The sequence below is a fragment of the Sulfuritalea sp. genome, from assembly GCF_031426875.1.
Classification (GTDB): Bacteria; Pseudomonadota; Gammaproteobacteria; order Burkholderiales; family Rhodocyclaceae; genus Sulfuritalea.
Genome location: NZ_JASJPC010000044.1, coordinates 17,036 through 39,386, shown reverse-complemented (window position 1 = coordinate 39,386; position 22,351 = coordinate 17,036). Strand labels below are relative to the sequence as shown.

Genomic DNA, 22,351 nt, shown 5'->3' with positions numbered 1-22,351 from the left:
CGCGGCGCCCGCGGTTTAAAAGCGGCTACCTGAGCGCGGCGTTGAGCGCCTCCAGGGCCTTGCTGCCGGGACAAAGGTAGGCATCGCCGAGCTGGTTGAGCGGCTTCTCCACGGTATTCAGGTGGCGATGCAATTCCTCGGCGCTGCTGTCGACGTAGAGCAGGCCGGTGACGATCTCGCCCAGGGCGTGGCGTTCCTGCAGATGGTTCATCGCCCCGACCCGATCCGAGGGATCGTAATCCGTGTCCAGCTTGCGCAGGTGCAGTATCGAGCCGTCATGCTGCACGATCCGGCGCAATTCGCCGGGAGCGTAGGAGGTATTGATCTGGTCGCGCGGCAGGATCACGTCGAGGCGATTCACGGCATCGTTGTGTTCGCGCACGTAATCGTAGCTCTTGGTCGAGCCGGCATGGTTGTTGAACGTCACGCAGGGGCTGACGACGTCGATGAAAGCCGGACCGCGGTGGCGCAACGCGCCCTTGATCAGCGGTATCAGCTGTTCCTTGTCGCCCGAGAAACTGCGCGCGACATAGCTGGCGCCGAGCTGCAGTGCCAGCGCGACCAGGTCGATCGGCGTGTCGTTGTTCACCACGCCGCGCTTGCTCTTCGAACCCTTGTCTGCCGTGGCCGAAAACTGCCCCTTGGTCAGGCCGTAGACGCCGTTGTTTTCGACGATGTAAGTCATGTTCACGCCGCGGCGCATGGCGTGGGCGAACTGGCCGATGCCGATCGAGGCCGAATCGCCGTCGCCGGAGACGCCCATGTAGATCAGGTCGCGGTTGGCCAGCGCGGCGCCGGTCAGCACCGACGGCATACGGCCGTGGGTGGTGTTGAAGCCGTGCGAGGCGCCGAGGAAATAATCCGGCGTCTTCGACGAGCAGCCGATGCCGGACAGTTTGGCTACCTTGTGCGGCTCGATGTCGAGGTCGAAGCAGGCCTGCACCACTGCGGCGCTGATCGAATCGTGGCCGCAACCGGCGCATAGCGTCGAGATGGCGCCTTCATAATCGCGGCGGGTGTAGCCGAGCGTGTTGCGCGGCGCATCGGCGCGCAGCAGTTTGGGTTTGGCGAGATAGGTCATGAGGCCACCTGTTTGCGAATGGGGGTCACCTTGTGTTCGGACAGCGCGTCGGCGATCCTGCCGGAAATGAAGCGGGCGGTGATCGGCGTACCGTCGTAGTGCAGCACGCGGATCAGGCGTTTCGGATCGATCTCGCCTTCATTGATCAGCAGCATGCGCAACTGGCCGCTTTCGTTCTGCTCGACGACGAAGACGTGGTCATGTTCATCGATGAACTCGATCACCTCGTCGGCAAACGGGAAGCCGCGCACGCGCATGATATCGACGTGAACGCCCTGCGCTTCGAGCAAGGCAAATGCCTCGGCCATGGCCGGACTGGTCGAGCCGTAGTAGATCGCGCCGAAGCGGCTGGGTTGCGACGCGCGCTGCACCACCGGCGCCGGCACCAGTTTCTTGGCCGTCTCGAGCTTGTGCCGCAAGCGCTCCATGTTATAGACGTAGTCGGTCCCCGCCTCGCTGTACTTGGCGTAGGCATTGCGCGTGGTGCCGCGGCTGAAGAAGGCGCCCTTGGTCGGGTGCGTGCCGGGAATCGTGCGCCAGGGAATGCCGTCGCCATCGACATCGAGATAGCGGCCGAAGGTCTTGCCGGCATCCAGCTGCTCGGCGCTCATCACCTTGCCGCGATCGTAGCGGCGCTGGTCGTCCCACTCGAAAGGCCGCGACAGGCGATCGTTCATGCCGATGTCGAGGTCGAGCATGACGAACACCGGGGTTTGCAAACGTTCCGCGAGATCGAAGGCCTGGGCGCCGAGCGTGAAACACTCGTAGGGATCCTCGGGAAACAGCAGCACGTGCTTGGTGTCGCCGTGGGATGCGTAGGCGCAGGAAATCAGGTCGGATTGCTGGGTGCGGGTCGGCATGCCGGTGGAAGGCCCGCCACGCTGCACGTCGAAAACCACCACCGGTACCTCGGCGAAATAGGCCAGCCCGAAGAACTCCTGCATCAGGGAGATGCCGGGGCCCGAGGTCGCCGTAAACGCGCGCGAACCGTTCCAGGCCGCGCCGATCACCATGCCGATCGAGGCCAGCTCGTCCTCGGCCTGGACGATCGCGTAACGGGCCATGCCGTTGTCGGGATCGGTACGGTACTTGCGGCAGTAGTTGCCGAAGGACTCGATCACCGAGGTGGATGGCGTGATCGGGTACCAGGCGGCCACCGTGGCACCGCCATAGACGGCGCCCAGGCCGCAGGCGTCGTTGCCATTGATGAATATCTGGTCGCCGACGCCATTCGACCGCTCGACGCGCAGACCGATGGGGCAGGAAAGATTCGCCTGGGCATGGTCGTAGCCCAGCTTGAGAGCGTTGACGTTGGCGCCGATCAGCTTGTCCTTGCCGCGGTATTGATCGGCAATCAGCTTCTCGACCACGGCGAAGTCCATGCCCAGCAGCGCCGTGAGGGCGCCGACGTACATGATGTTCTTGAACAGCTGGCGCTGGCGCGGATCGCTGTACTCGCGGTTGCAGATCTCGGTCAGCGGGATGCCCAGCACCGTGATGTCCTCGCGAAAGCGCGAACGCGGCAGCGATTTCGTCGAGTCGTAAAACAGATAGCCGCCGGCCTCGATCTCGGCGATGTCGCGGTCCCAGGTCTGCGGATTCATCGCCACCATCAGGTCACAACCGCCGCGGCGGCCGAGCCAGCCGGCGCCCGAGACGCGCATTTCGTACCAGGTGGGCATGCCCTGGATGTTCGACGGAAAAATATTGCGCGGCGCCACCGGCACGCCCATGCGCATGATGGCGCGCGCGAACAGTTCGTTGGCCGAGGCCGAACCGGAACCGTTGACGTTGGCGAACTTTATGACGAAATCGTTGGAGCTCTGGATTGGCTTCGTGGCAGTCATGTCTTTCTCACCTCGGTTCCCGCTTCAGCACATTGCAGGAAGAATTTCTGCATGTCCCAGGCGCCGGTCGGACAGCGCTCGGCGCACATGCCGCAATGCAGGCAAATGTTCTCGTCCTTGACCATCACCCGCCCCGTCTTCAGTGCATCCGAGACATACAGCGCCTGATCCGTGTTCTTCGCCGGCGCCTTGAGGCGTCCGCGCAAGTCGTCCTCTTCGCCGTCGCGGGTGAAGGTGATGCATTCGGTCGGGCAGATATCGACGCAGGCATCGCATTCGATGCAGGTCTTGACCGTGAATACCGTCTCGATGTCGCAGTTGAGGCAGCGCTCGGCTTCGGCGCAGGCCATGAATGGATCGAAACCCAGTTCGAGTTCGAGCTTGATGTCCTTGAGGGTCTTTTCCAGCGCCTTGACCGGCACCTTCTTGCGCTCTTCCTCGGATACCTGGTTGTCGTAGCTCCACTCGTGGATGCCCATCTTCTGGCTGACCAGATTGACCATGGGCGGCGGGCGCTCCTGCAGCTTCTTGCCGCGACAGAACAGATCGATGGAAATCGCCGCCGCGTGGCCCTGTGCCGCGGCGGTGATGATGTTCTTCGGGCCCAGCGCCGCATCGCCGCCGAAAAACACCTTCGGCAGCGACGACTGCAGCGTCTCCGGATCCAGCACCGGCATGCCCCACTTGTCGAATTCGAGGCCGATGCCCTTCTCGATCCAGGGGAAGGCATTTTCCTGGCCGATGGCGACCAGAACCTCGTCGCACTCCATCAACTCGTCCGGCTCGCCGGTGGGAATCAGGCTGCGCCTGCCCTTGGCGTCGTACTCGGCGCGGACCTTTTCGAACAGCACGCCCTTCAGTTTGCCGTTGTCATGGACAAATTCCTTGGGCACCAGCATGTTGAGTATCGGAATGCCCTCGTGCATCGCCTCTTCCTTCTCCCAGGGCGAGGCTTTCATTTCCTCGAAACCGCTGCGCACCACCACCTTGACGTCCTCGCCGCCCAGGCGCCGCGCCGAACGGCAACAGTCCATCGCGGTGTTGCCGCCGCCGAGCACGATCACGCGCTTCGAGATGCTCGTGGTGTGGCCGAAGGCCACATTGGCCAGCCAGTCGATGCCGATCTGGATATGCGCCGCCGCTTCCTTGCGCCCGGGAATGTCGGCGTCGCGCCCGCGCGGTGCGCCGGTGCCGACGAAGACGGCGTCCCAACCCTCGGCAAGCACCTCGCGCAGGCTGTTGACCCAGTGGTTGTAGTGCGTTTCGACACCAAGATCGATGATGTAACTACATTCCTCGTCGATCACGCTGTCGGGCAGGCGGAATTTCGGAATCTGGCTGCGCATCATGCCGCCGGGTGCTGCGCCGCTGTCGAATACCGTAACCTGGTAACCGATCGCTACCAGGTCGCGCGCCACGGTCAGCGAGGCGGGCCCGGCGCCGATGCAGGCGATACGCTTGCCGTTCTTCTTTTCCGGCGCCCGCGGCAGGCGGTCCTGGATGTCGTCCTTGAGGTCGGCGCAGACGCGCTTCAGGCGGCAGATGGCAACCGGTTCCTTGTCCACCCGGCCGCGGCGGCAGGCCGGCTCACAAGGCCTGTCGCAGACCCTTCCAAGAATCCCGGGAAAGACATTCGAGCGCCAGTTGATCATGTAGGCATCCGAGTAATGCCCTGCAGCAATCAGGCGAATGTACTCGGGAACGGGGGTGTGGGCCGGACAGGCCCACTGACAATCCACGACCTTGTGAAAGTAGTCGGGGGCGCCGATGTTCGTCGGTTTCACGTGCGCGCGGTCTCCAGTTACTGTGTGCTGCGTCAAGCATTAGCGAAACGCTGATGCTCATTCGTGCACTTTATCATCGTCTGCCACCTTGAAAAACCGACGCGACTCCTTGCCGGAAAAATATATGCGCGGGCAGGTTTTCTCTAAAGCAAAAAATCGGCTAGGCTTTATACTTTATGCCTTGTCTAAGGGTGACTCGTTATGGCTTTGCGCGCGATCATTTTTGACGTTGACGGAACTCTTGCCAACACCGAGCGCGATGGCCATCGCCCAGCGTTCAATGCGGCCTTCGCCGAAGTCGGTCTGCCCTGGCACTGGGACGAAGCCTTCTACGGCACCCTGCTGGATGTGGCCGGAGGCCGCGAACGGATTCGTCACTATGCGGAAAAGTATGATCCGGCAACGCGGGCACGGCCCGATTTCGACGAGCTGCTGCAACGCATCCATGACATCAAGACGCGAAATTACCAGCGGCTGCTGGCCGCCGGAGCGATTCCCCTGCGTGCCGATATCGGGCAACTGATCTGCGACGCGCGTACCGAAGGCGTGCGGCTGGCGATCGCTTCAAGTTCCAAATTGGAAAACGTGGTGGGTCTGCTGCGGGCGAATCTTGGCCCGAATGCCGATACCTGGTTCGATGCGATCGCGTCCGGCAGCGTGGCGGCAGCCAAGAAGCCGTCGCCGGACATCTATCTGTGGACCCTGAAGCAACTCAACCTCCCGCCGCGCGACTGCCTCGCCGTCGAGGATTCCTCCCATGGACTGGCGGCCTCGCTGGCGGCGGGAATCCCAACCGTCATCACGGTCAGCGACTACACCATCCATGAGAACTTCGAGGGTGCGCGCATGGTCCTACCGGAGGCAGATATGGTTACGCTGGACAAGCTGAGACTCTGGCACGCAACCGCAAGCACCTCCTGAACTCCGCCGGGTGTCATCCTTGCTGTATCAACGCAGAGAGGCGGAGAAATATTCTCACCTAGGCAATATAATTTAGCCGTATGGAACTCCGGGAAATACCTGTCGACCAACTCGTTTTTGGGGCGTACATCTCCAAACTGGATCGACCTTGGACTGAAACTCCCTTCGTATTTCAGGGCTTTGTCCTGAAAAGCGACAAGCAACTCGATGTCCTGAAGAAGTACTGCAAGCACGTCTACATCGACCCGGAAAAGGAGGAGCGGCGGGAGCTTGGCCGCGTCACCGCCGAGGACTTGGCGAAAGTCCGCGGCACTACCGTTTATAAGGAAGTGGCGAGCGTCGAGGCCGAATTGCCCAAGGCGCAAAATGCCTACGCGAACACGACCGTGGTCGTACGGGAACTTGCTCGCGCGGTCGAAATCGGCAATGCGATCGACAGTTCGCGGTCGCATGAGGCGGCTGCACAGATCACCGAAAGCGTCGTGCGCAATCCCGATGCGATGGCACTGCTGATCAAGCTGCAGGAGAAAGGCGGCGAAGCCCTGAGCCGCGCCGTAGGGATTTCGGTCATGATGACCATTTTCGGGCGCTTCCTCCAACTGCCGCCGGACCGAATACAAATGCTCGGCATGCTGGGTTTGCTGCAGGACGTCGGCAAGCTGAAGCTGCCTGCCCAACTTGCCGCGCGCGGCCCCATGAATGCGGAAGAAGTCGAACTGTACAAGACGCATGTGAACCATTCCGTGCGTACGCTCAGCGACACGCCCGGCCTTCCCCCGGAACTGCCGGGACTTGCTTCCCTGCACCACGAATGCTTCGACGGCAGCGGCTATCCGCGCGGACTGCGCGGGGATGCGATTGCCCTGTCGGGCTTGATCGCGGGCATCGTGGATAGCTTCGATACGCTCACGGCGCCGCGACCCTTCGGGGAAAACCTGTCTCCGGCAAACGCGCTGAGCCTCATCTACAAGGAGCGCGGCAAGCGCTTCCACCCGGCGCTGGTCGAACAATTCATCCAGTGCATCGGGGTTTTCCCGGTCGGCAGCGTGGTCGAACTGAACAGCGGCGAAGTCGCCATCGTGATTGCCCAGAACATGGTGCGTCGCATGCAACCGCGCCTGATGGTGGTCAGGGACGCCAAGGGCGACCCGTTGGTGCCCTACAAGATGCTCGACCTGATGAAGGATCCCAAGGTCCGGCCCGGCGAGCCCTACCGGATTCAGCGTTCGCTGGAGTACGGCACCGTCAAGATCGATCCGCGAGAGCTGTTCCTGTGAGCGAGGAAGGCTCCGCAGAGCCCCCAGCGGCGGATAACCACTCGGTTGCCGGGGCAAGCGGGGTTCTGGAGGCGTTGCGCGGGATAGTCGAGAAAAGACAGTCCGACGGCGGGAATCTGGCGGTGCTGGTCATCGACTGCGGCGTGATAAGCCGCATCGATGCCGTGTGGGGTTACCAGATCGGCGATGCCGTGCGCAACCGTGTCGCCGCCTCCCTGCGTATCGACGTGCTGCGACCGGACGATCTGGTTGGCGCATTGGGCCGGGACGATTTTGCCTGCGTCCTGTCGACCGTCGAGGGACCTGCCGTGGCGCTACTGGCGGCGAAGAAACTGCTGCGCGCGCTGGATATGCCGTTCTGGATCGGTGAGGAGGAAATCTACGCCAGCCCGGCGATCGGGATCGCCATGTATCCGGAGCACGGAGACCAGGCGGAAACCCTGTTGCAGAGGGCCAAGAGCGCCTGCACCCGCGCCCGGGAACTGCCGGGCCGCGTCGCCGACCACGCCGACGACTGCGACAACTCGGCGGCAGCGAAGCTCCTTTATGAGAATCGCCTGCGCACGGCTGTTTCGGAAGACGCGCTCGAACTGGTATTTCAGCCCCAGTACGATCTGCGCCGGGGTCAGGTCATGGGTGCCGAAGGCCTGCTGCGCTGGCGCGATCCCACGCTGGGCATGATCGATGCGGAGCAGGCGTTCGCCGCGGCAGACGCGGCGGACAAGGTCGCCGATCTGGTCTCCTCGATCCTGAATCGTGCGCTGCGCAATGTGTCCGAATTCCGCTACAGCGCAGGACTGGACTTGCGCATCGGCGTCAAGCTGCCGGCCCGTGCGCTGCGCCATACGGAACTGCTGGACGTGGTGCAGCGTGCGCTGGGCACCTGGAGCAGGCGGCCGGGTACGCTGATTCTGGGAATCGGGGAGACTTCGATACTGGGCGAAGAAGCGATTACGCGGGAGACGCTCGGTCGCCTGAAGGAACTCGGCGTAAAGCTGTCGATCGACGATCCGGGCATGACCATATCATCGCTGTTCGGACTCTCCAGCATGCCGTTTCAGGAAATCAGGATCGACGTTTCGGCGGCACGCGACCTGGCCGGCGCACCGAAGTCCGAGCACATCCTGCAGTCGATGATCGCCATGGCTCACCTCCTGCGGCTGGACGTGGTGGCCGTCGGCGTCGCCGACGAAGCGGCGGCGGCCCGACTCAAGGAACTCGGCTGCGACTACATGCAGGCCGATTTCAAGGGACCCGCGCTCGAACCGCAGCAATTCGTCGAGCGTTTCGGATTCAACGAAGGCTGAGAGGCTGTGAAGAAATCGTAGCGAGCAGGCCGGAGTGCAAGGCGCGATTGAGCGAACGACGAGACATATCAACTGGATAGGCGAGGAGTGAGCGAATGAGCAACGCAGCAATCCGGTCGCGCAGTAGATTTATTCACGGCCGCTGAGATCGGTCGGTCCCCAGCGCACCACGGTCGCGCCCCAGACGTAGCCGATCCCCGCCGCGATGGCCACCATCAGGTCGCCATCTTTCAGGCGCCCCTGCTGCAGTCCCTCATGCAGCGAAACCATGAAGTCCACCTGCCCGGCATGGCCGTAGTCTTCCAGATACACCGACTGCCCGGGCGCGAGACCAAGCGCTGTCAGCATGTCGCCGTGCATCGAGCGCTTGAAGTGCAGCACGTTGAGGAAATCTATGTCGGCACGCGTCGCCCCGCTCTTTTCCAGTGCCCGGTCGATGCAGGCCAGCCAGTTGGGCATGGAAACTTCGTTGAGGCCAGTCTTCATGTGTTCGACGTCGAACACGCCGAGGCTGCGGTTGCCGCGTGCACGCAGTTGGTTCAGCGTCTCCTCCGGCAGGGACTCGATCGGCTGCACGATGCCGCCGTAGCGCACGCCGGTGTCGCGCGAGAACGAACCGTCGGTGATGATGTGGCTGCCGAGCACGATGTTGCGGCCCAGGCCGCGCCGCAGAATCAGCGCACCGCCCGCCGCCGCCAGGTCGTACATGAAGGACACATCGGGATCGGTGTAGTCGATCAGATCGCCATTGCGATAGCCGCCGACGATCAGCACGGTGGCGATATCCGGATCGGCGATCATCATGTCCTTGGCGATCTTGATCGCCGCCAGCGTGGTGTTGCAGCGCTGCTGCAGATCGATGCCCCAGGCGCGGCGCGCACCGATACGCTCCTGGATGTGGATCGCCGAGGTGGTCAGCGGATACTCCTTCCATTCCTCGCCCATGCACAGGACCAGATCGATTTCCATGGGATCGAGGTCGCAGCGCGCGAGCGCGTCCAGCGCGGCGCGGGCGCCCATCTCCTGGGTGCCGTCCTCGCTGCCGGGAACGGTCTTGCGCACGATGCCCAGCTTGTCGCGCACCGCCGCCGCCGACCAGCGGCCCTGCGTCGCCGCGGCGATGTCGGCGGCGCTCATGTGCTGCGCCGGTAGATACAGACCATAGCCGAGAATGCCGACGTCGTTCATGCGAATCCCTGCCCCGACCTGCTTTCCAACTTGTTTTCCAGCTTGTTTTCCAAATTTTTCACCAGCACCAAGGCCTCGCCGTCGCAGACCACGCGGCCATCCGCGGCGCTGACCCGGGTCGCCAGATTGACCAGTTCCTTATCCGCACGCAGCCGCGTGATGCAGACCGTCGCGGTCAGCGCCTCGCCCGGATATGCGGCCGACGGGTAGCGTAGTTGCTGCTTCATCCAGCCCGTGCCGCGTCCCGGCAGGCGCGTGCCGAGCAGATCGGAGAACATGCCGGCCAGCAGCGGCCAGGGCACGATGCGGGACTTGAAGCCGCGCATCTGCGCTTCGACGTCGTCGCGAAAAATCGGGTTGCGGTCGCCGCTCAGATCGCCGTATTCGTCGAGATCGGCGGCACTGAAGCTGCGGGTGCTGCTGGCGCTTATGCCGGGACGCAGGCCATGGAGTTCGGCATCGCCCAGCTCTACCGGGTGCGGTGCAGGAGCCATCGTGGGCAAGGTGGCTCCCGGCGCGACGACCCGGCAACGACCCGTGGCGGTCGCAAGCGCCGCATCGCCAGCGCCAACTTTCGTGACCTCGGTAAGGATATCGAGCAAGCCACCCCTTTCCACATCGACCTGCAGATCGATGCGAAGCCGGTCACCGACATAGGTCGGATTGGGAAACATCAGTGTCTGCTCCATCTGCACCACGCCCGGGCCGACCTGTTCGGTCAGCGCCTTGCAGATGCAACTGTAGAGCAGCATGCCATGGGCGACGGTCGCGCCGAAATGGCTTTTCGCAGCGAACGCCGGATCGCAGTGGATCGGATTGTCGTCGCCGGTGAGCCTGGCGAAGCGGTCAAAATCGGCCTGCAGCAGGACGCGCTGACAACTGCTCGCAGTCGTCATTGCGCAACATCGCCAAACTGCCGGCGCAGCGTCGGCTTGTCCAGCTTGCCGGCGGCGTTGCGCGCCACGGCAGGGACGAACACCACATGCTTGGGCGCCTTGAAGCCGGCCAGCCTGGCCTTGCAGTGCGCGATCACCTGTTCGGCCGTCACCTGCGCGCCCGGCTTCAGGGCGACGATGGCCTTGCCCACCTCGCCCCACTTGCCGTCATGGACGCCGATCACCGCCGCTTCGGCGACGCCTTCCATCTGGAAGATGACGTTTTCCACCTCGGCCGGATAGACGTTCTCACCGCCCGAGATGTACATGTCCTTGGAGCGATCGACGATGTAGTAGTCGCCCTCCTCGTCGAAGTAGGCGATGTCCCCGGTGCATAGCCAGCCGTCCGCATAGGCCTTGGCCGTCGCCTCCGGATTGCGCCAGTAACCGGGCGTGAGGCCGGGGCCGCGCAGCAGCAGTTCGCCGCGCTGGTTGGCGCCCAGCGGCTCGCGCGTGGCCGAATCCACCACCCGGCCCTCGACGTACATCACCGGCTTGCCCACCGTGCCGACCTTCCTGCGCGCCGTAGCCTCGTCGGTAAGGAACACGGTCGGCCCGGTTTCGGTCATGCCGAAGCCGAAGCAGATGGTGACGCCCTTGGCCAGGTACTGCTCGAGCAGGGTGCGCGGAATCGGCGCGCCGCCGCAGGCCCAGTTGCGCACCCGTGAAAAGTTGGCGCTGGCGAAGCGGCGATGCTGGCTCAGGAACAGGTAGATCGCCGGTACGCCGAACATGATCGTGGCTTCGTTCTCCAGCAGTTCCATGGTCTGGTCCACGTCGAACTGGCGCATGATCAGCGTGGTGCCGCCGACCATGATCATCGGGTTCATGTAGAGATTGAGGCCGCCGGTATGGAAGTAGGGCAGCACCGAGAGCAGCTTGTCCTCGCGCTGCAGGCCGACCGCGAGCATGCCGTTGACCGCGTTGGTGAAGGCCATGCCCCAGGTCTGCAGCACGCCCTTGGGCTTGCCGGTGGTGCCGGCCGTGTACAGCAGGTACCAGACGTCCTCGTGTTTGCGCCAGGGCATCTCGATGCTGGCGCCCGACATCGCGGCCAGCGCGGCCTCATAGCCGGCGACATTACCGCGCGGCACACCGGTGACCATGCGCCGCGCCAGCCCGCAGGCATCCGCCAGCGCGGCACCGGTTGGCTCGAACTCCTCGCCCCAGACGATCGCCGCCGGCTCGGCGTCGGCCACGATGCCGGAAAGCTCGGGCAGCGCCAGACGCCAGTTGAGGCAGACCATGATGGCACCGAGCTTGCCGCAGCCGTAGAGCATCTCGACGTAGTCGGAGGAACTGTGCGCCAGCACCACGACCCGGTCGCCGGGCTGGATCTGCCAGCGCTCGCGCATGAACTCGGCGAAACGGCTGGCGCGTTCGTTGAGCTGCGCGTAGCTGACCGAGCGCTTGCTGTGCAGATCGACCAGGGCGACCTGCTGCGGAAACTGTGCGGCATGCTTTGCCAACCAGTCGGGTATCAACATTTGGCGTCCTCCTTAGAGCCTATTTCAGTAGGAATCATGCCCCGCGCCGCCGGGTGCTGGGATGCGATGCAAGGCGGAGGGAGTGCGGCATGGTCCATCCATGCAAGCGACCGACAACGCTGCAGCGCGCCCAGCACCCGGCGGCCCTTCGGGTTGAGACCAGGATCGGCGTCTGCGGCGTTGCAGCGCTTGCCAATGGAACAACCATTGGCCGCGCACTGCGCCTTGCATCCATCCGATCCTGGTCTCAACGCGGGGCATGATTCCTACTGAAATAGGCTCTTATCCGGTGCATCGGGGTAGCTGGCGAAGTCGCGCAGGAAGGCATCGACGCCGGCCACGGCTTCCGGCGCGGCGATCAGTTCGACGAAGCAGGCGCGCTCAGCCGCGAGGTCTGCCGCGAGCTGTGCGCGATCGCCCCACAGCAGCCCTTTTGCGGCGCGCAGGGTGCCGGCGGGATAGGCCGCGATCTTGCGTGCCGCGGCCGCCGCAGCCTCTTGCAAAGCTTCGGCCGCCACGATCTCGTTGGCCAGGCCCCAGGCCACCGCCTCCTCGGCGCGAATGCTGCGGTTCAGCAGCAGCGCAGCCGCCGCCCGCCGGCGCCCGGCGAGACGGCCGACCAGCGCGGTCCAGCCGCCGTCGGGGCCGAAACCGGCGGTGGCGTAGTGCGCCTTGAACACGACCTGCGGCGCGAGCATGACCAGGTCCGCGGCCAGTACCAGGCCGATCGAACCACCGGTGACGATGCCATGCACCGCGGCCACTACCGGCTGCGGCAGGTCGATCAGGGCCAGGATGGCTTCATTCAACTGCCCGACCAGGGCTTCGCCGTAAGCGCGCAGCTCACCGCGCTCGCGTTCGCGCCGGAAGCGGCGCATGTCGCCGCCGATCGAAAAAGCCGGGCCGTCGGCCGCCAGCACGACGGCGCGGCAGGAGGCATCGTCCTTCAACCCGGCCAGCGCGGCCAGCAGTTCCGCCAGCAGTTCCGGCACCAGGGCATTTTGCATCCCCACCCGACACAGCACCACTCGCGCCACGGCATCGGCACGTTCGACCCGCACCAGGCTCATCGCGGTCTCCGCACGGCCGCCCTGGTCCTCAGCCGGCCGACGATGCCGGTGGGGAAGAAATACACCGAGAGCACAAACAGCACGCCCAGCCACAGCAGCCAGCGATCGGGATGAAACAGGTTGGCCAGCAGCGGCACGGCGGCCATCGCGTCCGACGCTTCCCGCATCAAGACCTGCAGGTAGTTCTGCATCAGGATGAACAGCGCCGAACCGATCACCGCGCCATAGACGGTGCCCATGCCGCCGATCACCACGATCAGCAGGATGTCGGTCATGACCTCGAAGGAAAGCATGGTCTTGGGTCCGACGTAGCGCAGCCAGAGCGCCATCAACACGCCGGCCAGGGTCGCGACAAGCGCGCCGAGGCAGTTGGCCAGGGTGCGGTAAATGACGGTGCGGTAACCGAGCGCTTCGGCGCGGAAATCATTTTCGCGGATCGCCTGCAGCACGCGGCCGAAGGGCGAATTGACGATGCGCAGCATGAACAGGAACAGCGCCAAGGCGGAGCAGAACACCAGGTAGTAGGTGATCAGCTTGCCGTCGATGGCGCGGCCGAGAATTTCGCCCTCGAACAAATGGAAGCCCGGCTGCAGGATTTCCGGCACCCTGAAGGTGCGGCCGTCCTCGCCGCCGGTGAGATCGGACAGCTGCGAGGCCAGCACGGCGAAGGCGGAGGCCACGGCCAGCGTGATCATGGCGTAGAAGATCGCCCGCACGCGCAAGGAGAACAGACCGATCACCAGCGCCAGCACCAGCGACAGAGAGAGCGCTCCGGCCGTGCCGACGAAGATCGCCCACCAGCTCGGGCCCATGCTGTGCAGGGCGAGGCCGACGCCATAGGCGCCGATGCCGTAGAACATGGTGTGGGCGAAGGAGACGATGCCGGTATAGCCCAGCAAGAGGTCGTAAGAGGCGACCAGCACGATGAAGACGCAGATGGTGGCCGCGACATTCAGCGAGCGCGCACCGGGGAACAGGAAGGGCGCCAGGGCGAGGCCGAACAACACCACCAGCAGCAGCGCCGACAGCAGGCGACTGCGCGGCAGGTCACTGGAGAGCAGGGTCTTGATCATGATCTCAGCGCTTGGCCACGGGATAGAGACCCTGCGGCCGCCACAGCAGCACCGTGACCATCAGCAGGATGTCGGATACCAGCGCGACCTTGGGCGCAAGGAAGCCGGCATAGTTTGCGATCAATGCAACCAGCATGGCGCCGATGAAGCAGCCGCCGACCGAACCGAGGCCGCCGATGATGATGACGATGAACACCAGCACGGTGATTTCGCCGCCGATCGCCGCCGTCAGGGTCTCCTTGTAGAGGCCCCACATCACGCCGCCGAGGCCGGCCAGCGCCGAGCCCGCCATGAATACGCCGACGAACAGGCGCCGGATGCGGTAGCCCAGCGCCTCGACCATCTCGCCGTTCTCGACGCCAGCGCGGATCAGCAGGCCGACCTTGGTCCGGTTCAGCACCAGGAACATGGTGACGAACACCGTGAGTCCGACGCCGACGGCGATCAGGCGGTATTTTTCCAGCGCCGCATCGCCGATGATGAAGGCGCCGCGGAAGGTCGTCGGCAGTTGCAACGGAATCTGCTCGGCGCCCCAGATGACGTGGATCAGTTGCTCGGCGACGATCATGCCGCCCATGGTGATCAGGATCTGCTTGAGGTGCAGGCCGTACACGGGGCGGATGATGATGCGCTCGAAGGCCCAGCCGAGAAGGCCGGTGACCAGCATCGCCAGCAAAATGGCGAGACCGAGCACCGACAGGTTCAACAGGATCGAGTCGGCCTCGACCCAGCTTTTCATCGGCAGCAGCACCAGCGTCGCGGTGAAGGCGCCGACCGAAACGAAGGCGCCGTGGCCGAAGTTGAGCACGTCCATCAGGCCGAAGATCAGCGTCAGGCCGCTGGCCATCATGAACACCATCATGCCCATGGCGAGCCCGGCCACGGTCAACGTCACCCAGGTCGGGAAACTGCCGATCAGCGGCAGCATCAGCAACGCCAGCACCGGCACCAGCAGCAGCGGCAGCAGGTCCACGCGAACCTTGGGCAGGGCCGAGTCCTGCGCTGCGACGTTCGATATCGTCGTCATATGTCCGCTCCTATTGGTGAGTGTCCAGCGACAGGCCGAGCAGCTTGTGCTGCAGATCCCGGTCTTCCGTCAGTTCGGCCATCGATCCGGAATGCACGATGCGTCCGCCGTCCATCACCGCCACCGAGTCGCCCAGCGCGCTGACGAAGCTGAAGTTCTGCTCCACCAACAGGATGGTTTCGGTCTGCTTGAGCTCGCGGAAGGCGGCGATCATGCCCTGGATGATGGCCGGCGCCAGACCCTTGGTCGGCTCGTCGATCAGCAACAGCTTCCGCGGCTCGACGATGGCACGGGCGATCGCCACCATCTGCTTCTGGCCGCCGGACAGGGTTCCCGCTGGCTGGTTCCAGAATTTCTTCAGCGCGCCGAAGAAGCCGAAAATCCATTCCAGGCGCGCTTCGTCCATCTGGTCCGCGCTCTTGACGCCGCGCGCCGCAAGAAACAGATTTTCGCGTACCGTCAGGTCGGAAAAGATGCTCATGCTCTCCGGCACGTAGGCAATGCCGGCGCAGGCAATCTCGGGCGTCGGACTCTGCGTGATGTCACCGCCCGCGAAGCGCACGCTGCCGCGCGAGGCATGCCAGAGGCCCATGATGGTGCGCAGCGTAGTGGTCTTGCCGGCACCGTTACGTCCCAGCAGCACGGTGATGCCGCCCTTGGGCACGAGCAGATCGACACCCTGCAGGATGTGATACTGGCCGATGTGAGTATGCACTCCTTCCAGTTGCAGCAAGGGTTCAGACATGGCGCCGCCCGGCAGCCCGAAGGCGCCATGAAGTCAAATAATTGGAAGCCGCTGTCTTGCAAAGACCGTTGCTGAACCGTGATCGCCCCTTTTCCCGGAAAAGGGGATGGGGGAAAAGCTCACACATGGTCGGCCATTCCCGTGCCGAGATAGGCTTCCTGCACGATCGGCGAGGCCATCACTTCGGCCGGATCGCCGTCGGCCACCAGATAGCCGTTGTGCAGCACGATGATGCGGTCGGCCAGCGAGCGCACCACGTCCATCTTGTGCTCCACCAGCAGGATGGTCTTGTCGCCTTGGGCCTTGATGTGGTGGATCAGGTCGAGCACCACCGGCACTTCGTCCACGCTCATGCCCGCCGTGGGTTCGTCGAACATGAAGATGTCGGGCTCCAGGGCCAGCAGGATCGCGATTTCGAGCTTGCGCTTGTCGCCGTGCGACAGGGCGGAGGCGAGCTCATGGCGGCGCTCGGTCAGCGCGGTGACATGCAGGAAATGCTCGGCCTTCTCGATCAGTTCGACATGGCTGGCCCACATCGAGGTCATGTTCAGGCCGAGTCCGGCGCGGCTTTGTACCGCCAGACGCACATTTTCGAGCACGGTCAGGTTGGGAAACAGGTTGGTCAGCTGGAAGGCGCGGCCGATGCCGCGCTTGGTCCGCTGCGGCGCGCCGAGGTGGGTGACGTCTTGGCCATACAGCCGCACCGTGCCGGAGGTCGGCGGCAATTGCCCCGACATCAGGTTGAAGTAGGTCGTCTTGCCGGCGCCATTGGGCCCGACGATCGCGGTCAGGGTTCCCGGCCGAAATTCGCAGTTCACATTGTTGACCGCAACATGGCCGCCGAAGCGGATGCTGAGGCCGTGCGTTGACAGGACGGGATGTTCGTTGTTCATGGAAAAAATGAATTCACCAGGGCGATCATGGCAAGCCTCGGACACGGGCCGGAGCAAATCGACTCCGGCCCTGCGCGCAGCAGCGGGCCAGGCCCGCCCCCAGTGCCGGTCCTTCAGCGCTTGTTCTTGACCGGAACCGGCAGTTCGGCGGCCGGAAACTCGCGCACCAATTCCAGCAGGTCCCACTCGTTGGCCTGAGCCTTCTTGATGCGGAAGTGGAACATCGGCTGCATCGCCTGGTGGTCATCCTTGCGGAAAGTCATCTTGCCCTTGGGAGTATCGAAGGACAGGCCCTCCATGGCGGCGATCAGTTTCTCGGTGTCGCTCGAGCCGGCCTTGGTCAATGCCGTCACCACGGCGCTGGCCGCGGCGAAACCGCCTGCCGTGAAGAAATCCGGCGGCTGCTTGAAGCGCTTCTGGTTTTCGGCGACCAGCCAGTCGTTCATCGCGTTCTTCGGAAAAGCGTAGTAGTAGTAAATGCTGCCTTCCATGCCGGCCAGATTCTTCCAGCCCTTCATGACCGGCAGGATGTTGCCGCCGGCGGACAGTTCGATGCCGTAACGTTCGGGCTTCATGTCGGCGATCTTGGTCAGCGGGTTGGGGCCGGCCCAGTAGATGGAAAGGATCTTGCGGCCCGGCTTGTCTTTCAGCGCATCAAAAATACGTTGCGCCGAGGCAGTGAAATCCGTCGCGTTCTGCGGCGCGTATTCCTCATGCACGACCTTGGCCTTGCTCTTCACGGCCGCCAGCGATTCCTTGAAGGCCTTGATGCCGTCGCGGCCGAAGGCATAGTCCTGCGCCAGGAAGGCGACATTGACGTCGCCCATCAGGGTCGCCGCGGCAGCCAGACCGTCCTGGGTGGAATTGCGGCCGGTGCGGAAGATGTAGCGATTCCATTTGTCGCCGGTGATCGCGTCGGCCACGGCCGGTTCGACGATCAGGACCTTCTTGTACTCCTCGGCCACCGGCAGCATCGCCAGCGCCGCGCCCGACGAGGTGGTACCGACGGCGATATCGACCTTGTCGTCGCCATAGGCTTCGGCCAGGGCAGCCTTGGCCAGGTCCGGCTTGCTCTGGTCGTCCTTGACGATGACCTTGATCTTGCGCCCGTTGAGCGTCATGGTGCCTTTGGTCAAATACTCGAGGCCCATCATGAAACCTGCTTCGGTTTCCTTGGCATAGGCTTCAAGGGCGCCGGTCTTGCCGGCGATGAGGGCAATCTTGAGCTCCTGGGCGCTGACCGGGGCGGTCAGGGTGACCACCATGGTCGCCAGGGATGCAAAAGCCAATTTCTTGAATTTCATGTCCGGTCCTCCGTTATTGAAGTAATGCCCGCGCGAACGGGTTCGGCTTTAGCTTATGCAGGAGATGTGCCAGCCCCATGAAACACTGGCAAGTCATATATATAACCGATATCCAGGCAGCTTGATTGAGCTCTTACTGTCCTGATACCCGGACACGAAAATCGATTAATTAACATAATCGATTGAAATTATTGCATTTTTAAAAGTGTCCGGAAAACAGGACAAGCAATCAGGTGTCTGTTTCCTGGGACAGGATGCCAAGGATGGCAAACTTCTCGTAAAGCTGTGCGCGGCTGATTCCCAGCAGCTTCGCCGCATGCAGCTTGACCCCGCCCGTGGCTTCCAGCGCCCGCATGATTTCCTGGCGCTCGGCCATGGCGACCGCCTCGCGCAAAGGACGCACGCGTGGCTCCAGTGAATTCGCCACAGTCCCGGCCGGGTCGAACGCAACGGTCACCGGGGTTTCCGGCAGCATCGGAAAGTCGGCGCCGGTGAGACGGCGACTGTCGGACTGCGCCATCGCCTGTTCGAGCACGTTGCGCAGTTCGCGCACGTTGCCCGGCCAGTCGTAGGCTATCAAGCGCGCCAGGCCATCGGCGGCCAGCGTGCAGGAGGCTTCGCCGCCCTGCTCGGCAATTTGCTCCAGCAGCGTTTCGCACAGCATCGATATGTCTTCGCGCCGCTCGCGCAAGGGCGGCAAACGAATCGGCAGAACGTTCAGCCGGTAGTACAAGTCGGCGCGAAAACTTCCCGTGTCCACCATGGCCTTGAGATCGCGGCTGGTGGCGGCGATCACGCGGACATTGACGGCGCGCAGCTGGTTGCCGCCCAGGGGTTCGACTTCGCCTTCCTGCAGAACCCGCAGCAACTTCGGCTGCAGGGCCAGCGGCATGTCGCCGACTTCATCGAGAAACAGCGAGCCGCCGTCCGCCAACTGGAACTTGCCGCTGCGCGACTTGGTTCCGGCGCCGGTATAGGCGCCCGGCTCGACGCCGAACAGCTCGGCCTCCAGCAGGGCTTCGGGAATCGCCGCCGCGTTAAGACTTACCAGCGGCCCTTCGGCGCGCCGGCTCGCGGCATGAATGGCATGGGCCAGGAGTTCCTTGCCGGTTCCGGTCTCGCCCAGCAGCAGCACCGCGCCTTCGCGCTCCGCGGCGCGGCGCGCCAGTTCCTTGGTGTCCACCGCCAGGCGACTGGCGCCGATGAACTGGCTGAAGCGATACTTGGCCTGGCGTCCGTCCGCCAGTTGCTTGCGCACCGTGGTGAGATCCGTCTGCATCTGCTGGAACTTGGAGACGATCGGCTTCAGCGCTTGCAGTCGGTCGTACAGGATCACGCCCAGGGCGCCGATCACGTTGCCGGCTTCGCCATGCAGAGGAATGCGCGACACCACCATCTGGCGCCGCCCGAGAGTCAGAACGTCAAGCAGGTCCGCCTGTCCTGTCTCCATCACCTGGCGCAAACGGCTGTTGGGCAGCACTTCCTCGATGGCACGGCCTTCGATCGGCTCGCTGCCATTCCAGCCGATCAGCGCCTTGTACTTGTCGTTGATCCAGGTGATGCGGCCGTCCTGGTCGATGACCACGGCCCCTTCGTAAAGGCTGTCGAACAACTTGACCAGGGACGAGGCGGCGAGCGCCCGAACCTCGGCGTCACTGGAAAGCCGCGCGGGAACCTGCCTCGCCACGGGTCGGTGCTCAGGTCTGCTGGTCGCGCGCCTGCTGCTCTGCGCGATCAAGCTCCTGGTTCATTTCTGCGTCGGAAGGCGGTCGATAATCCGACGCGCCTGCGGCGACCGCAGCCGGACGCACGATGAGATTCGCCAGTATGATGCCGATTTCATAGAGCAGCCACAGCGGCACCGCCATCATGAACTGCGAAATCACGTCGGGCGGCGTGAACACCGCACCGACGATGAAGGCGCCGACGATCACATAGGGCCGCCACTCGCGCAGCTTGACCACATCGACCACGCCGATCTTGACCAGCACGATGACGATCACCGGCACCTCGAAGGTGACGCCGAAGGCGAGGAACATGGTGAGGACGAAGGAAAAGTACTTCTCGATGTCGGTCATCCAGGCCACGCCTTCCGGCGCGAACTGCGCCATGAAGCCGAATACCATCGGGAAAAACGCAAAATAGGCGAAGGCCATGCCGATGAAAAACAATATCACCGAGGCCGCCAAAAGCGGCATCGCCAGCTTCTTCTCATGGGCGTAAAGGCCAGGCGCGACAAAGGCCCATATCTGATACAGCACGTAAGGCAGAACCACCAGGAAGGCCACTGCCAACGCGACCTTCATCGGCACCAGAAAAACGCCGACCACATCGGTGGCGATCATCTGGCCACCGGCGGGCAAGGTTGCCAGCAGCGGCGCGGCAAGCACCGAGTACAGCTCGCGGGCAAAGAAGGCCAGGGGTACGAAAACCACGCCGACCGCGATGACAATGCGGATCAGGCGGTCGCGCAACTCGACCAGATGCGAGAAAAATGTCTCCTGTTCTTCGGCCATCAGGATTTTGTTGTTTCGGCGATGACTGCTGGCGCAGGTTCGGCGGCTGGCGCTGCCCCGGACTCGACTGCCGCCTCAAGAGTTGGCGCTGACGAGACGGCGGCATCCGTGGCCAGAGGCTCGATCGCCTGGTTGACCGAGGATTCGACTTCGCGCATTTCGTGAGTCACCGATGCCTCCAGGTTCGTGACCTGATCGGTCATCTGCTGCTGAAGCTTTTTCAGCTCATCGAGCTGCATCTCGCGATTGATGTCGGCCTTGACGTCGCTGACATAACGCTGCAAACGACCAAGGAGATGCCCGGCCGTGCGCGCAACCTTGGGCAGGCGCTCCGGGCCGATGACGACCAGCGCCACCACGGCAATGACCATCAACTCGGTAAGACCGACGTCGAACATGGCTGCGCTGGGAACTTTAGATTAACGGAATGGAGCGGAGAGTGGCGTCGCCGACTAGCTGCCGAGGGCAGAAGTCGGCAGAACGCAAACGCCCTGAATCAGGATTTGGTCTGCTCCCGCCGCGACTCGACGTCGATCGTCTGGCCGCTAACCTGCTGCGGCTCGGCTGGCTTGTCGGCGGATTTATCGGCCGTGGCTTCCTTCATGCCGTCCTTGAAACCCTTTACCGCGCCGCCGAGATCCGACCCCATGTTGCGCAGCTTCTTGGTGCCGAACACCAGCATGACGATTACCAGAACAATCAGCCAATGCCAGATACTGAATGAACCCATTATGTTTTCTCCTCGCGCCCAGTGAATTCTCAAGGCGCCTTGCGCTTTAGTTACGGCCGCTACGCTTAACGCCAATAAAGCCGGCGTTAGCCTGCACTGAAATTTCGTTTTAGCATGGATCCCAGGGGCTCGGGGCCGCCCAGAATATGAACGTGGAGATGATACACCTCCTGATGCCCGATCCGCCCGGTGTTGATGATGGTGCGGAAGCCTTCGGTGAGCCCCTGGCCCCTGGCCAGTTCGTTGGCCTTGGCCAACATGCGGCCGAGCACCATCTGGTGACTCATGTCGGCCTCCATCAGCGAGGCGATATGCAGCTTGGGCACGATCATGAAATGCACCGGCGCAATCGGGTTGATGTCGTGGAAGGCGAAGATTTCCTCGTCTTCGTAGATCTTCTTCGCAGGAATCTCGCCGCGCGCTATCCTGCAAAAAATGCAGTCGTTCATTATTCCGGTCTCCGGCTGTTCTTCTCGTCGATCCCCGATATCCCCTCGCGCCGGCGAAACTCGACCATCACGTCATCGACGCCGATGCCGAACTGGGTCAGCAGGATCATGCTGTGGAACCAGAGGTCGGTGACCTCGCGCACCAGATGCAGTCGGTCGCCGTCCTTGGCCGCCATGATGGTCTCGGCGGCTTCCTCGGCCACTTTCTTGCAGATCGCGTCGGTGCCCTTGGCGTACAGGCTGGCGACGTAGGAAGAATCCGGCGCGGCGCCCTTGCGTTCGAGCAGCGTCGCCTGAACGCGATGCATGACTTCGAGATCAATCACTTGTATATCTCCTTCGGGTCCTTGAGGACGGGCTCTACATCCTGCCAGCCCGAGGTTTCAAGCCGGTTGAAAAAACAGCTGCGCCGGCCGGTATGGCAGGCGATGCCGCCGCTTTGTTCGATCTTCAACAGCACCACATCCTTGTCGCAATCGACGCGCAACTCCAGCACCCTCTGCGTATGGCCGGACTCCTCGCCCTTGTGCCACAGGCGTCCGCGCGAACGCGACCAATACACGGCGTGGCCGGTTTCTGCGGTCAGGGCCAGCGCCTGGCGATTCATCCAGGCGAACATCAGCACCTCGCCGGTCACCGCGTCCTGCGCGATCGCCGGAACCAGGCCCTGCGCGTCCCACGATACCTCGTCCAGCCATTGGCTGCTGTGCGGCACGC

22 protein-coding genes are annotated in these 22,351 nt (G+C 63.3%); 3 read left to right on the top strand and 19 right to left on the bottom strand.

All coding sequences use genetic code 11. The features are described 5' to 3' along the window. Positions 1-25: 25 nt before the first annotated feature. Genes RMO95_RS18170 through RMO95_RS18160 form a run of 3 tightly spaced genes read right to left on the bottom strand, consistent with a single transcriptional unit; the run spans position 26 to position 4,712 of the window. Positions 26-1,081 (bottom strand): 2-oxoacid:ferredoxin oxidoreductase subunit beta, encoded by a 1,056-nt coding sequence (locus RMO95_RS18170; protein ID WP_310452075.1) that lies wholly within the window; start codon positions 1,079-1,081, stop codon positions 26-28. Continuing rightward, complete coding sequence (locus RMO95_RS18165; protein ID WP_310452074.1) at positions 1,078-2,928, bottom strand: 2-oxoacid:acceptor oxidoreductase subunit alpha; 1,851 nt, start codon at positions 2,926-2,928, stop codon at positions 1,078-1,080. Before RMO95_RS18165 ends, RMO95_RS18170 begins: the two co-directional genes overlap by 4 nt. Further along, positions 2,925-4,712, bottom strand: a complete 1,788-nt coding sequence (locus RMO95_RS18160; RefSeq protein WP_310452073.1) for an FAD-dependent oxidoreductase — start codon at positions 4,710-4,712, stop codon at positions 2,925-2,927. Before RMO95_RS18160 ends, RMO95_RS18165 begins: the two co-directional genes overlap by 4 nt. A 201-nt stretch (positions 4,713-4,913) precedes the next feature. Here RMO95_RS18160 and RMO95_RS18155 point away from each other — a divergent pair, with 201 nt between their 5' ends. From RMO95_RS18155 to RMO95_RS18145, 3 genes are all read left to right on the top strand, one after another. Next, complete coding sequence (locus RMO95_RS18155; protein ID WP_310452072.1) at positions 4,914-5,633, top strand: HAD-IA family hydrolase; 720 nt, start codon at positions 4,914-4,916, stop codon at positions 5,631-5,633. An 80-nt stretch (positions 5,634-5,713) separates the two neighbouring features. After that, complete coding sequence (locus RMO95_RS18150) at positions 5,714-6,910, top strand: HD-GYP domain-containing protein (RefSeq protein ID WP_310452071.1); 1,197 nt, start codon at positions 5,714-5,716, stop codon at positions 6,908-6,910. After that, positions 6,907-8,217, top strand: coding sequence for a phosphodiesterase (locus tag RMO95_RS18145; protein ID WP_310452070.1), 1,311 nt, complete (start codon positions 6,907-6,909; stop codon positions 8,215-8,217). The genes RMO95_RS18150 and RMO95_RS18145 overlap by 4 nt, the downstream gene beginning before the upstream one ends. Before the next feature lie 129 nt (positions 8,218-8,346). Here the strand turns inward: RMO95_RS18145 and RMO95_RS18140 are convergent, their stop codons facing one another. The 16 genes from RMO95_RS18140 to hisI all read right to left on the bottom strand — a co-directional run bounded on the left by RMO95_RS18140 (position 8,347) and on the right by hisI (position 22,349). Beyond that, positions 8,347-9,405, bottom strand: coding sequence for a 3-oxoacyl-ACP synthase (locus RMO95_RS18140; RefSeq protein ID WP_310452069.1), 1,059 nt, complete (start codon positions 9,403-9,405; stop codon positions 8,347-8,349). Beyond that, positions 9,402-10,301 (bottom strand): MaoC/PaaZ C-terminal domain-containing protein, encoded by a 900-nt coding sequence (locus RMO95_RS18135; protein ID WP_310452068.1) that lies wholly within the window; start codon positions 10,299-10,301, stop codon positions 9,402-9,404. The genes RMO95_RS18140 and RMO95_RS18135 overlap by 4 nt, the downstream gene beginning before the upstream one ends. Continuing rightward, the gene (locus tag RMO95_RS18130) at positions 10,298-11,827 is read right to left on the bottom strand and encodes an AMP-binding protein (RefSeq protein ID WP_310452067.1); all 1,530 of its coding nucleotides are present in this window, start codon (positions 11,825-11,827) and stop codon (positions 10,298-10,300) included. Before RMO95_RS18130 ends, RMO95_RS18135 begins: the two co-directional genes overlap by 4 nt. A 266-nt stretch (positions 11,828-12,093) precedes the next feature. Further along, positions 12,094-12,897, bottom strand: a complete 804-nt coding sequence (locus tag RMO95_RS18125) for an enoyl-CoA hydratase/isomerase family protein (RefSeq protein WP_310452066.1) — start codon at positions 12,895-12,897, stop codon at positions 12,094-12,096. Next, complete coding sequence (locus RMO95_RS18120) at positions 12,894-13,970, bottom strand: branched-chain amino acid ABC transporter permease (RefSeq protein ID WP_310452065.1); 1,077 nt, start codon at positions 13,968-13,970, stop codon at positions 12,894-12,896. Before RMO95_RS18120 ends, RMO95_RS18125 begins: the two co-directional genes overlap by 4 nt. 4 nt (positions 13,971-13,974) lie before the next feature. After that, complete coding sequence (locus RMO95_RS18115) at positions 13,975-14,997, bottom strand: branched-chain amino acid ABC transporter permease (protein ID WP_310452064.1); 1,023 nt, start codon at positions 14,995-14,997, stop codon at positions 13,975-13,977. 10 nt (positions 14,998-15,007) lie between these two features. After that, a complete protein-coding gene (locus RMO95_RS18110) occupies positions 15,008-15,742 on the bottom strand; it encodes an ABC transporter ATP-binding protein (protein WP_310452063.1) in 735 nt (244 codons plus the stop codon). Positions 15,743-15,861: 119 nt separating this feature from the next. Next, a complete protein-coding gene (locus RMO95_RS18105; RefSeq protein WP_310452062.1) occupies positions 15,862-16,635 on the bottom strand; it encodes an ABC transporter ATP-binding protein in 774 nt (257 codons plus the stop codon). Between the two features lie 113 nt (positions 16,636-16,748). Further along, positions 16,749-17,939, bottom strand: a complete 1,191-nt coding sequence (locus tag RMO95_RS18100) for a substrate-binding domain-containing protein (protein ID WP_310452061.1) — start codon at positions 17,937-17,939, stop codon at positions 16,749-16,751. Between the two features lie 229 nt (positions 17,940-18,168). Then, entirely contained in the window at positions 18,169-19,626 is a 1,458-nt protein-coding gene (locus tag RMO95_RS18095; RefSeq protein WP_310452060.1) for a sigma 54-interacting transcriptional regulator, read from the bottom strand. 10 nt (positions 19,627-19,636) lie between these two features. Next, positions 19,637-20,455: a twin-arginine translocase subunit TatC gene (gene tatC / locus RMO95_RS18090; RefSeq protein ID WP_310452059.1), complete on the bottom strand. Its 819-nt coding sequence runs from the start codon at positions 20,453-20,455 to the stop codon at positions 19,637-19,639. Beyond that, positions 20,455-20,853 (bottom strand): Sec-independent protein translocase protein TatB, encoded by a 399-nt coding sequence (gene tatB, locus RMO95_RS18085; RefSeq protein ID WP_310452058.1) that lies wholly within the window; start codon positions 20,851-20,853, stop codon positions 20,455-20,457. Before tatB ends, tatC begins: the two co-directional genes overlap by 1 nt. 98 nt (positions 20,854-20,951) lie before the next feature. After that, entirely contained in the window at positions 20,952-21,185 is a 234-nt protein-coding gene (gene tatA, locus RMO95_RS18080; RefSeq protein WP_310452057.1) for a Sec-independent protein translocase subunit TatA, read from the bottom strand. 86 nt (positions 21,186-21,271) lie between these two features. Beyond that, positions 21,272-21,634, bottom strand: coding sequence for a histidine triad nucleotide-binding protein (locus RMO95_RS18075; protein WP_310452056.1), 363 nt, complete (start codon positions 21,632-21,634; stop codon positions 21,272-21,274). Then, the gene (locus tag RMO95_RS18070; protein ID WP_310452055.1) at positions 21,634-21,960 is read right to left on the bottom strand and encodes a phosphoribosyl-ATP diphosphatase; all 327 of its coding nucleotides are present in this window, start codon (positions 21,958-21,960) and stop codon (positions 21,634-21,636) included. Before RMO95_RS18070 ends, RMO95_RS18075 begins: the two co-directional genes overlap by 1 nt. Further along, positions 21,957-22,349 carry a phosphoribosyl-AMP cyclohydrolase gene (gene hisI / locus RMO95_RS18065; protein WP_409574973.1) on the bottom strand — a complete coding sequence of 131 codons (393 nt, stop codon included), beginning with the start codon at positions 22,347-22,349 and terminating at the stop codon, positions 21,957-21,959. The genes RMO95_RS18070 and hisI overlap by 4 nt, the downstream gene beginning before the upstream one ends. Between the last annotated feature and the right edge of the window lie 2 nt (positions 22,350-22,351).